Raw genomic sequence first — 10,992 nt, forward strand, 5'->3', positions numbered from 1 at the left:
TAGTTGGTTGGAAACGACCGAGGAGGCACCATGAGGCCCACCACCGGATATCGCGCGCTCACTACGGGAGCGACGCTGGAACGGTTCGATTTCGTTCGCCGCGCGCTTCGTGACGACGACGTCGCGGTCCGCGTCACGTTCTGCGGTGTGTGCCACTCGGATCTGCACGCGGTGAACGATCCGGCCGGACACTTTCCGCTGACCCCGGGCCACGAGTTCGTGGGCACGGTGGTAGCCGTGGGGGACGCAGTCACGGACTTCTCTACCGGGGACGAGGTCGCCGTGGGCAACATCGTCGACTCCTGCGGTCGGTGCGACATGTGCACCGCGGAGCAGCAGAACTTCTGCCGCGACTTTCCCACCCTCACCTACGGCGGCACGGATCGAGTCGACGGCACGACGACGGTCGGCGCGTTCAGCGCGGAGTACGTCGTGCGTGACAGGTTCGTCTTCCATCGGCCCGCGGCACTCGATGCCGCCGCCGTCGCACCGTTGATGTGCGCGGGCATCACGGTGTGGGAACCCCTGCGGCGCTGGAAGATCGGACCCGGGTCGCGCGTCGGCGTCGCCGGACTCGGCGGGCTGGGGCACCTGGCGGTCAAGTTCGCCCACGCGCTGGGAGCGGAGGTCACGGTATTCACGACGTCGACGACCAAGGCGGACGAGGCGCGCGCACTCGGAGCGGACCACACAGTGCTCTCGCGGGACGGCGACGCCATGGAGGCGGTGGTCGGATCATTGGATTTCATCGTCGATTGCATTCCGGTCTCGCACGACCTGGCGCCGTACCTGGCGAGCCTCGCGCTCGACGGAACACTGTGTGCCGTCGGCTTTCTCGGACCGATCTCGGTGGACACTCTCGGTCTTCTGGTCGGGCGCAAGTCACTGAGTTCCGCCGGCAGCGGCGGGCGCACACATACTCGGGAGATGTTGGCCTTCTGCGGTGAGCACGGCATCACGGCCGATGTCGAGGTCGTGCCGTCCGCCCGAGTGGGCGCGGCACTCGAGCGTCTCGAGGCGGGGGACGTCAGGTATCGATTCGTGCTCGACATGAGTGATCTCGAGTGACCTGGACGGGTCGGTCGCGAGGGCTCGATTGCGCAGAACATGGGGAATGGGTTACTTTCGTTTGAGGTAACCCTCACCTAACTTCGCGCCTCGACCAGAAGGATCTCATGTCCCACGCGTCACGGTTCGCCGTGCTTTCCGCCGCGCTCCTGGTCACTGTCGGCCTCACGTCGTGCTCCACGTCGACGGAGTCGAACGACCGGAACAGCGCCGCCTCCGACTGGACACCCGTCACCATCGAACACGCTCTCGGAACGACCACGATCGCCGAGAAACCCGAGCGGGTCGCGACGGTCAACTGGGCCAACCAGGAAGTTCCCCTGGCGCTGGGCATCGTCCCCGTCGGGATGGCGTTCGCCGACTTCGGAGACGACGACGGTGATGGCGTCCTTCCCTGGGTCGACGCCAAGCTCGACGAGCTGGGTGGCGAGCGACCGGTGCTGTTCGACGAGACCGACGGAGTGGACTTCGAGGCTGTCGCCGACACCGACCCCGACGTCATCCTCGCCGCCTATTCGGGTCTCGACCAGGAGACATACGACCAGCTCAGCGAAATCGCACCGGTCGTCGCCTACCCGGAGACCGCGTGGGGGACGCCGTGGCGGGACATGATTTCGGTCAGCAGCCGCGCGCTCGGCCTCGAGGACGAGGGCACGCGGCTCATCGCCGATCTCGACGCACAGATCGACGAGGCCGTCGCCGCTCATCCGGCCATCGCCGGGAAGTCGACGATGTTCCTCACCCACGTGGACACGACGAATCTCAGCGAAGTCAGCTTCTACACCACGCACGACACCCGGACCATGTTCTTCGAGGACCTCGGCATGGTCACGCCGCCGAGCGTCGCGACCGCCTCGGCGACGACGGACAAGTTCAGCCTGAAGCAGAGCGCCGAGCAGGCCGATGCGTTCAACGACGTCGACATCATCGTCACCTACGGCGGCGACGAGTTGGTCCGGTCGCTCGAGGCCGACCCCTTGCTGTCACAGATGCCCGCTGTGAAGAACGACGCCATCGTCGCCCTTCCCAGCGACGGCACGCTGGGTACCGCGTCGAATCCCACCCCCTTGTCTCTCTCCTGGGTGCTCGACGACTACCTCGGACTCCTCGAACGAGCAGCACGACCGACACAGTGACATCGGTCGTCGCGCCGGCACCGTCGTCCGCGACATGGGCGCGCGGCGCCGGGCTGCTCGCCGCCGTCGGTGCGCTGGTCGTCGCGGTGTTCCTGTCGGTGACCATCGGCTCCCGCGATGTGGGTATCGACGACGTCGTCGCCGCACTCGGTGGATCGACGGAAGGATTCGACCGAGCCGCGGTGGCGACGCGTCTTCCGCGGACGCTGCTGGCGGTGCTCGCCGGCGCCGCCTTGGCGGTGTCGGGCGCCGTCATGCAGGGCGTCACCCGGAACCCGTTGGCGGACCCCGGAATTCTCGGGGTCAACATGGGCGCGTCGCTCGCCGTGGTCACGGGACTGGTGTTCTTCTCTCTGTCGTCCGCGACCAGCTACCTCTGGGTCGCGATCGCCGGAGCCGGTGTGACCGCCGTATTCGTCTATGCCGTCGGCTCTCTCGGCCGCGGTGGGGCATCGCCACTGAAGCTGGCGCTCGCCGGCGCGGCGACGTCGGCGGCCTTGGTGTCGTTCGTCAGCGCCGTCGCGTTACCGCGTAGCGACCTCGCCGGTGGCATCAGGTCGTGGCTCGTCGGGGGAGTCGGCGGAGCCACCTTCGAGCGGACGTCGATGATCCTGCCGTTCCTGATCGTCGGCGGAGCGTTGTGTCTGGCATCGGCACGGTCGCTCAACTCGCTGGCTCTGGGCGACGATCTCGCTGCGGGACTGGGGGAGCGCGTGGCCCTGGTGCGCGCGACCTCCGCTCTCGGGGCAGTCGTCCTGTGCGGCGCGGTGACGGCCGTGGCGGGACCTATCGGCTTCGTCGGACTGGTTGTGCCACATGTGTTCCGGCTGCTCGTCGGAGTCGACCACCGATGGTTGCTCCCGTATTGCGCTGTGGGAGGCGCGGTGCTGCTGACCGTCGCGGACGTGGCAGGTCGCATCGTCGCCAGGCCCGCCGAGATAGACGTCGGCATCATCACCGCGCTCCTCGGTGCCCCGTTCTTCATCGCGATCGTCCGTCGACGGAGGGTGAGTGCGCTGTGACGACGACACTCGAGCGTGTCGTGGCAGGCCGCCGTAGTCGGTCGACGCGTCGCCGAACATCTCTCGCCGTTCTCGCTGTACTCGTCGTCGCCATCGCAGTCGTCAGCCTCACGGTGGGACGCACCTACTATCCGCTGGACGACGTCGTCCGCGTGATCCTCGGCCAGGACGTGCCCGGTGCGTCGTACACGGTCGGCAGGTTGCGACTGCCTCGCACGGTTCTGGCGGCGGTCGCGGGACTCTGTTTCGGAATGGCGGGAGTGGCGTTCCAGACCATGCTGCGCAATCCGCTCGCCAGTCCCGACATCATCGGCATCAGCGCCGGGGCAAGCGCCGCAGCGGCATTCGCCATCATCACGCTGTCCCTGGGTGCCACACAGGTCTCGGTGTTCGCTGTCGTCGGCGGACTCGTCGTCGCCGTCGCGGTGTACGTGCTGTCGTTCAAGGACGGAGTCGTCGGGACGCGACTGATCCTCGTCGGCATCGGTATCGCGGCCATGCTCGACAGTGTCACCGCGTACGTGCTCTCGCGTGCGGCTCAGTGGGATCTGCAGGAAGCCTCCCGGTGGCTCACCGGCAGCATCAACGGTGCGACATGGTCGAACGTCGTCACCGTCATCGTGCCGTTCGTCCTTCTCGCGCCCGTCCTGATGAGCAGGAGCCGCGACCTGGCCGTCACCCGACTGGGCGAGGACATGGCGCCGGCGCTGGGCGTACGGGTGAACCGCACTCGACTGGTCGTCATCGTCAGCGCAGTCGGCCTCATCGCATTCGCCACTGCGGCAGCAGGACCCGTGGCCTTCGTCGCGTTCCTGTCCGGGCCGATCGCCGCGCGCATCGTGGGCCCGGTCGGATCCTTGCTGGTCTCGTCCGCTCTCGTCGGCGCACTGCTGGTCCTGGCGGCGGACTTCTGTGGCCAATACGCCTTCGGGACCCGGTATCCCGTGGGCATCGTGACCGGGATCCTGGGCGCTCCGTACCTCATCTATCTCATCGTCCGCAGCAATCGCGCGGGAGGATCCCTATGACCACCGACCACACCCTCACGATGCACGATCTCGTTCTCGGGTACGGAGATCGCACCGTCATCGACGGCTTGGACCTCGACATCCTGCCGGGCCGCGTGACCTCGATCGTGGGTGCCAACGCATGCGGGAAGTCGACCCTGCTGCGATCGATGTCGAGACTTCTGAAGCCCAGTGGCGGTCGGGTCTTGTTGGACGGACGCGACGTCCACCGCACCCCGGCCAAGCACCTTGCTCGCACACTGGGGTTGCTTCCGCAATCGCCCCTCGCGCCCGAGGGGATCACCGTCGCCGACCTGGTCGGTCGGGGGCGGCATCCGCACAAGTCGGCCTTCTCTCGCTGGAACACCGCCGACGACATCGCGGTCGCCGATGCGCTGGACATGACACACACCGCCGACCTCGCCGATCGGACCGTGGACGAATTGTCCGGCGGTCAGCGTCAACGTGTCTGGATCGCCATGGCGCTGGCGCAGCACACGGATCTTCTCCTGCTCGACGAGCCCACGACATTCCTGGACGTCAGCCACCAGGTCGAGGTGCTCGATCTGTTGACAGATCTGAACGCTGCGCGGGGAACGACCATCGTCATGGTGTTGCACGACCTGAATCTGGCGGCGCGCTACTCCGACCATCTGATCGCGCTGTCGGAGGGCATCATTCACGCTGCGGGCGCGCCGGTGGACGTCCTGACCGAGTCGTGTGTCCAGGCTGTCTTCGGCCTCGATTGCCGCATCATCACCGATCCCGTATCCGGTACGCCCTTGATGCTTCCGAGGGGCCGCCACCATCTGATCCGCGACGGCGTGGAACCGGTGTCACCGCACGAGACCGCGGCGGTCCCGTCCCGGTCGACGGGATGACTACGCCGAGACGTCCGTGGCCGGCCGCTCAGCGCACACGTCCGTCGGCCACCGCGGTCGCGATCATCGGGTAGAGCGGAAGGCGCGGAATCAACGTCGCCTGGATCGCGTGGTAGAGATCGGGCCTACCCGACCACACGGTGTCGGTCGGTTCGTTCCGCTCGTCGAGTTGATGCCTCCACGAACCGTCCACCGGATCGATCATCACGGTGGCGACATAGTCCCACCACCGGCGGTAGTGATCGGCGTACATCCGATCGCCCGTTCTGCGGTACAGCGCTGCGGCCGCCGCGATGGCTTCCGCCGCGACCCAATGCATCCTGTCGCGAACGACAGGTTCGCCGTCCCAGTCCGTCGTGTAGACGAATCCTGGTGCGCCGTCGACGGACCACCCGTCGGCAGCAGCCCGATGGAACAGGTTCCGGGCAGCATCGAGCAACCAGTCGCTGGTGGAATCGCGCGCCGCCTCCGTGTGCAGCATCAATCTGGCCCACTCGAATCCGTGACCGACGGTGGCGCCGAACGGCTTGAACGGGTGACTCGGCTGGTCGCGGTTCAGATCGAGATCCGGCTGCCATGTCGCGTCGTAGTGCTCGGGGATACGCCACGCACGGTCCTTCGAGGACTCCACGACGAAGTGGCACACGCGTTCACTCCGCGAGATCCAGTCGGCGTCACCCGACGCGGATGCCGCCGCCAGCATCGCCTCGACCGCGTGCATGTTGGCGTTCAGCCCTCGGTAGTCGTCGGGCGCGGTGAACGCGGTGTCCCACATGTCGATACACAGGCCGTCCGATTCACTCCAGAACCTGTCCAGGAACACCTGCTGCGCCTCGGCGAAGAAAGCGTCGGCTCCCGCGATTCCCGCCTGAACTGCCGACGACGCGGCGAGAAGCACGAAGGCATGCTCGTAACAGGACTTCCCGTCGGCGTGCTCACCGGAACCGTCTGCCGAGGAGAACCATCCGCCCGCATCGTCGTCGTGGAGCAGCGTGCGCAGCCCGTCCATGCACTGCTCGGCGATCGGACGCGATCCCGGAATCCCGAGCAGGCTTCCCAGTGCGTAGACGTGGGTCATCCGAGCCGTGACGTAGGTATGGATCGGCTGGGCAGGATCGATCGATCCGTCGTCGGTGAGCCAGCCGGCCCCTCCACGAGGGTCGGCGACCCGGCGACCGAAGTTCAGCAGAGCGCGGGTCTGCGAATCGAGCCACGTCGTGTGGGTAGAGCTTTCCAGCCAGGAATCCATGGTGCCATTCGACCCGTCGATCGGTGTCCGAGGCAAGGGTCGATCGGTCACTCCCCGGCGGTGGGCCGTCCGACGATGTCGGTGATGACGTCGGCGGCTATGTCGCGGAGCTTGCGATTCTCGTGCTGCGAGCGGGTCGCGAGCATGTCGAAGGCCGCGTCGGCATCGATGCGGTGGACAGCCATCAGCATGCCCTTCGCCTGCTCGATGGGAGCTCGATGTTCCAGCGCGAGACGTAACCCGTTGTACTGGTCCAGGAGTCGATCGAATCGCTGGTAGTGCCCGACGGCGTGCGAGAGGGCGTCGGTCAACGCCAGCGCGGTGTCGACGTCGGCGTCGGTGAATGCCGAGGGTGCCTCGCCGTACAGGTTGAGGGATCCGAAGCGCGTGTCCGGCGTGTGCAGCGGTGCTGCGAGGAACGACCGGATGTTCTCGCTGCGCGCGGACGCGGCGAACACCGGCCACCGCTTCTCGGCGTCGATGGCATCGACGCGCACGACGGTTCCGGTGCGGGCCGAGTGCAGGCACGGACCGTCACCGGCTTCGTACTGTTCGGTGTCCACGATCAGGGTGCGGGCGTCACTGTGCGCCGCGGTGAACGAGCGACCCGATACCGAGACCGAGATTCCACAACTCGCGGCACCGTCGATGGTCTTGTGAGCGAGGCCCACGAGGGTACGAAGCGCCCGCGCGAGCTGTTCGTCGCTGTCGATCTGTCCGCCCAGGGCGTCGCGAAGGTCGGCGCCCTGTTCGGGACGACCCCAGCGCACGACCGGGGCGGGTGACTCGAGCTGCGAGTCGGCGACCGCAGCTCGTGCATCGTCTGCCTGCATGTCACTGATTATGACCGATCGAACCGACCTACCGAACCGCAACGTCGAAGCGCCTCCGAACGACGTCGAAGAATGGCTCGAAAAGGGTGTTGCGTCAGGTTTCGGTGGTGTCGACCGGACTGCGGCGCCGACGCACGACGCCGGTGACGACCGCCGCGATCGCCACCACAGCCAGGACAATTGCGGAGGCGAAGGGAAGTCTGGTGTCGACGAACCCGACCACGATGACGACGGGAATGGCCAGAGCCGGCCACGGGAAGACCGTCCGCCAATGGCCGGAACTCCATCCGAGAATGGCGCAGACCCCGGTGACGAACAGTGCGACTCCGCCGCACAGTACCCAGCGTCCGGTGTCGGTCAGCTCGCCCACCGGGTGCAGGACGTACTGCTGGATTCCGACGCCGAGAAGGGCCACGCCCAGGGTGAGGGGGAGGTGTCCGCAGACGTATCCGTCGGCGCGACCACTGCCGACGGCGCGGTCGTCGTCCTGGATCTCCGTCTTCGCCTCGGCACCGCCGATGTCGAAGTACATCCACCACACAGCCGACGCGATGGTGAAGCCGAGGGCGGCCACCGCCAACGAGGAGAACACCCAGTGCGTGTCGTGCATCCCGAGTACCACCGCGGAGATGGACTCGCCGAGGACCAGAATGACGAACAGGCCGAAGCGTTCCGGCAGGTGTTCGAGGTGCAGCGGCACGTCCGGGCCCCACCGGGTCGCCGCGAACGGCGCCGCGGCTTCGATGGCGATCCCCACCGCCCAGAGGATGTAGGTGACCGGTGACGGAGTGAGCAACGACAGAGCCCAGATCACCGCGCTGACGACAGTGGCGGCGAGGTACAGATCGACCGTGACGCGCACATCGGGAATGTGACGCCGCGTGCGCAGGTACAGGAGAGCGAGGATCACCCGCGTGGCGATGTACCCGACACCGAACGCGACGGTTCCGTCGCTGCCCACCGCCGTCGCCGCGCTGGCCGCCATCACCGCCACGGCGAAGGTGGCAGCAAGCTCGAGCAACCGGTAGAGGACGTCGTTGGTGTCGAACCGGTTCGCGTACAGCGTCGTGGTCACCCACGACCACCACGTGACGGCGAAGAGCCCGGCGAACTCCGCGACGCCTTGCCATCGCAGATCGTCCTTCAGTGCGAGCGCGAGCTGGTGAACTACCAGGACGTACGCGAGGTCGAAGAAGAGCTCCAACCTGGTCGCGACCCGGTCGTCCTCGAGACGCAGCTTCGGCGGTTCGAGCAGGGGAGTGGACTGATCGGCACCGGCGTCGCTGTCGGCACCGGCGTCGCTGTCGGCACCTGCGTCCGGTTGTCGTGCCACGTGTTCTCCACTCCGAGAGCTCCGACAGGGCTCCGCGGTAGTGCCCGAACGTGGAACGGGCAAACCTCGCACGCTTAGGACCGGAGGGCCAGGGTATGTCCAGGTCATGAGCGAAGCGCACGGACGCGGTGGTTCCCAGCGTCGCGGCTTGATTCCTCCGGTCTTCCACAACGACACCGTGCAGGCGGTCGGTCGACGATTGGTCGGCATCGACGACCTCGGTGAGCGGCGGGTGACGGAAGTTCGTACCGACGAGCACGGAGTCATCGCCGTCGGCATGCTTCCCGACGACACCCCGTTCGCGGTGAGCAACGTGTGCCGACACCAGTTCGGGAAACTCGGCCGGGGAATCGTCACGGACGACGGGTGCCTGCAGTGCCCGTGGCATCGGGCGGAATTCGACGTGACGGACGGATCGATGCGCAGCGGGCCCAAGGGCGTCGTGTTCGGCTTCCCGCCCTACTCCGCCGCAGTGACCGCCGTCGGACGGGTCGCGACGCTGTCCACCTACGCCGTCGAGGTGCTAGACGGATTCATCTGGTTGACCGACTGACGACCCCGACCCCGAGTTCGGTGCCGGGGCCGTCCGGGTGCGGCGGCTCAGCTGACGCGGGACAGCACGCCCTTCGTCACTTCCTCCGGACGGAACTGCTCGCTCGCGTACGCGGAGACGGCAACGATCCCGCCGGTCAGTGCCGGGACGACCCACTGCAGAGCTTGCAACTTCTTCTGCGCCGCAGCCACGTGAGGCGGAGTCGACGCCGTGGGCGTGGTGCCGTCGGCTGCCGGAACCGACCCTTCCCTCGAGATGGTCTGACCCAGAAGACGGCTGTACCCGGTGACCGCCAGCGCGGCAGCCGTGAGGGTGGTCTTGGCGACGGCCATCGTGGCGACACCGTCCTGCGTCTTCATCCGGCCGTAGTCGTTCTTCAGCAGCGCGGCAGCACCCGCGAGGTGAACCCCGATCGCCGCAGCGTTGACTGGCGTCCACCGATCCCACCCTTCGTTGGCGACGGCGCCGGTCGAACCGGCGGTGTCCGCGCTCGACGCAGCCTTGTTGAGGGCGACAGCATTCGCGAGCGTTCCGCCGAACCAGGCAGCGATCCCGACGTCGTGAAGCAGGTGGGCAAGGGTGGCACGCGCCATGAGAATCTCCTCTGTTGTGACGTACCTCGCTCTACCCGCGGCCGGTGCCTCGAAACGTGGGGGTGGGGCTTGGGCGTTCCCGCAACGGTTCCGGCAAGCTGCGCCGGTTGTAACCGGTGCACGTTGCCGGAACCGTTGCAGGTAGCGGTGTGGTGGTGGTGATCGACGTACTCCCTCCGGTTCCAGCAATTTGCTCTGGTTGCAACCGGTGAGCCTTGCTGGAAGGGGAGCGGGTGCGCGGTTCCCACAACGGTTCCGGCAACTTGCGCCGGTTGTAACCGTTGCAGGTTGCTGGAACCGTTGCAGGTAGCGGTGTGGTGGTGGTGATCGACGTACGTGCTCCGGTTCCAGCAATTTGCTCTGGTTGCAACCGGTGAGCCTTGCTGGAAGGGGAGCGGGTGCGCGGTTCCCACAACGGTTCCGGCAACCTGCGCCGGTTGTAACCGTTGCAGGTTGCTGGAACCGTTGCAGGTAGCGGTGTGGTGGTGCTGAACGAGGTACGTGCTCCGGTTCCAGCAACGTGCTCCGGTTGCAACCGGTGAGCCTTGCTGGAAGGGGAGCGGGTGCGCGGTTCCCAGAACGCGGGTAGCCATGGATCCGGTTCTGCAGACTCTTCGATGCGCTGACCAGCGGTTTCAGCGCTCGAAAAAAATACTCGAGAGTGTGCGTAACGGAATCGGAGCCCCGTGCGACGTAGTAGTCATGAGCGCATCAATCGACTTCGCCGCCGCATCCTTCACTCGCACCGATGACGTGGACGTCACCGCCGCCGAGCACGAGATCGACGCGATGCATGACGAGATCGAGCGCCTCGACGCCACGATCCTCGCGGCAGTCGAGCGTCGCAACGAGGTTGCCCGCACGGTCGGGCTCGCCCAGGCCGCGCAGGGCCGGTCGGCGTCCAACGTTCGCGAGATGTCCGCACTCCAGCGCTTCGGGGACCTCGGCCAGGAAGGTCGCACCCTCGGGATGCTGCTCCTGCGTATGGGCCGCGGCCGCATGGCTCACTGACCTCCCACCCACCCGCTCTCACGACAGCACCCCATACGTCCTCGGACGTGTGGGGTGCTGTCGTCTGTGCAGGTCACAGCGGGTGTTGCCTACGTCACACCGTCGTATCGCGAGACTCGGTAATGAAAGTCGGGCGGCGGGCGATGTACTGATCATGAGCGCATCAATCGACTTCGCCGCCGCATCCTTCACTCGCACCGATGACGTCGACGTCACGGTTGCCGAGCAGGAGATCGACGCGATGCATGACGAGATCGAGCGCCTCGACGCCACGATCCTCGCGGCAGTCGAGCGTCGCAACGAGGT

The 10,992-nt window shown here is 66.7% G+C and carries 11 protein-coding genes; 7 read left to right on the plus strand and 4 right to left on the minus strand.

Translation table 11 applies throughout. From position 1 onward, the window contains the following. Positions 1-30 precede the first annotated feature (30 nt). The 5 genes from AC0IX4_RS05050 (at position 31) to AC0IX4_RS05070 (ending at position 5,114) form a co-directional block, all read left to right on the plus strand. The gene (locus tag AC0IX4_RS05050) at positions 31-1,068 is read left to right on the plus strand and encodes an NAD(P)-dependent alcohol dehydrogenase (protein WP_471828261.1); all 1,038 of its coding nucleotides are present in this window, start codon (positions 31-33) and stop codon (positions 1,066-1,068) included. A 107-nt stretch (positions 1,069-1,175) separates the two neighbouring features. Further along, on the plus strand, positions 1,176-2,204 hold the full coding sequence (locus AC0IX4_RS05055) for an iron-siderophore ABC transporter substrate-binding protein (RefSeq protein WP_042574456.1): 1,029 nt from the start codon (positions 1,176-1,178) through the stop codon (positions 2,202-2,204). Continuing rightward, positions 2,201-3,226 carry a FecCD family ABC transporter permease gene (locus AC0IX4_RS05060; RefSeq protein ID WP_471828262.1) on the plus strand — a complete coding sequence of 342 codons (1,026 nt, stop codon included), beginning with the start codon at positions 2,201-2,203 and terminating at the stop codon, positions 3,224-3,226. The genes AC0IX4_RS05055 and AC0IX4_RS05060 overlap by 4 nt, the downstream gene beginning before the upstream one ends. Then, entirely contained in the window at positions 3,223-4,254 is a 1,032-nt protein-coding gene (locus AC0IX4_RS05065) for a FecCD family ABC transporter permease (protein ID WP_471828263.1), read from the plus strand. The genes AC0IX4_RS05060 and AC0IX4_RS05065 overlap by 4 nt, the downstream gene beginning before the upstream one ends. Then, positions 4,251-5,114: an ABC transporter ATP-binding protein gene (locus tag AC0IX4_RS05070; protein ID WP_471828264.1), complete on the plus strand. Its 864-nt coding sequence runs from the start codon at positions 4,251-4,253 to the stop codon at positions 5,112-5,114. Before AC0IX4_RS05065 ends, AC0IX4_RS05070 begins: the two co-directional genes overlap by 4 nt. A gap of 28 nt (positions 5,115-5,142) precedes the next feature. Here the strand turns inward: AC0IX4_RS05070 and AC0IX4_RS05075 are convergent, their stop codons facing one another. The 3 genes from AC0IX4_RS05075 to AC0IX4_RS05085 form a co-directional block, all read right to left on the minus strand. After that, positions 5,143-6,363 carry an AGE family epimerase/isomerase gene (locus AC0IX4_RS05075; protein WP_471828265.1) on the minus strand — a complete coding sequence of 407 codons (1,221 nt, stop codon included), beginning with the start codon at positions 6,361-6,363 and terminating at the stop codon, positions 5,143-5,145. 47 nt (positions 6,364-6,410) lie between these two features. After that, complete coding sequence (locus tag AC0IX4_RS05080) at positions 6,411-7,196, minus strand: ANTAR domain-containing protein (RefSeq protein WP_471828266.1); 786 nt, start codon at positions 7,194-7,196, stop codon at positions 6,411-6,413. 94 nt (positions 7,197-7,290) lie between these two features. Further along, positions 7,291-8,529: a low temperature requirement protein A gene (locus AC0IX4_RS05085; RefSeq protein ID WP_471828267.1), complete on the minus strand. Its 1,239-nt coding sequence runs from the start codon at positions 8,527-8,529 to the stop codon at positions 7,291-7,293. Between the two features lie 106 nt (positions 8,530-8,635). Here AC0IX4_RS05085 and AC0IX4_RS05090 point away from each other — a divergent pair, with 106 nt between their 5' ends. After that, entirely contained in the window at positions 8,636-9,082 is a 447-nt protein-coding gene (locus tag AC0IX4_RS05090; RefSeq protein WP_471828268.1) for a Rieske (2Fe-2S) protein, read from the plus strand. A gap of 47 nt (positions 9,083-9,129) precedes the next feature. Here AC0IX4_RS05090 and AC0IX4_RS05095 read toward each other — a convergent pair whose 3' ends face one another. Further along, positions 9,130-9,675, minus strand: coding sequence for a hypothetical protein (locus tag AC0IX4_RS05095; RefSeq protein WP_471828269.1), 546 nt, complete (start codon positions 9,673-9,675; stop codon positions 9,130-9,132). Between the two features lie 702 nt (positions 9,676-10,377). Between AC0IX4_RS05095 and AC0IX4_RS05100 the strand changes: the two genes are divergently transcribed. Beyond that, a complete protein-coding gene (locus AC0IX4_RS05100; protein WP_042574462.1) occupies positions 10,378-10,686 on the plus strand; it encodes a chorismate mutase in 309 nt (102 codons plus the stop codon). Positions 10,687-10,992 lie beyond the last annotated feature (306 nt).

The organism is Rhodococcus sp. AC861, from assembly GCF_979256035.1.

Coding starts and splice junctions, on each gene's coding strand:
- AC0IX4_RS05050 (WP_471828261.1), top strand. CDS start 31: ATGAGGCCCACCACCGGATATCGCGCGCTCACTACGGGAGCGACGCTG.
- AC0IX4_RS05055 (WP_042574456.1), top strand. CDS start 1,176: ATGTCCCACGCGTCACGGTTCGCCGTGCTTTCCGCCGCGCTCCTGGTC.
- AC0IX4_RS05070 (WP_471828264.1), top strand. CDS start 4,251: ATGACCACCGACCACACCCTCACGATGCACGATCTCGTTCTCGGGTAC.
- AC0IX4_RS05075 (WP_471828265.1), bottom strand. CDS start 6,363: ATGGATTCCTGGCTGGAAAGCTCTACCCACACGACGTGGCTCGATTCG.
- AC0IX4_RS05080 (WP_471828266.1), bottom strand. CDS start 7,196: ATGCAGGCAGACGATGCACGAGCTGCGGTCGCCGACTCGCAGCTCGAG.
- AC0IX4_RS05090 (WP_471828268.1), top strand. CDS start 8,636: ATGAGCGAAGCGCACGGACGCGGTGGTTCCCAGCGTCGCGGCTTGATT.
- AC0IX4_RS05095 (WP_471828269.1), bottom strand. CDS start 9,675: ATGGCGCGTGCCACCCTTGCCCACCTGCTTCACGACGTCGGGATCGCT.
- AC0IX4_RS05100 (WP_042574462.1), top strand. CDS start 10,378: ATGAGCGCATCAATCGACTTCGCCGCCGCATCCTTCACTCGCACCGAT.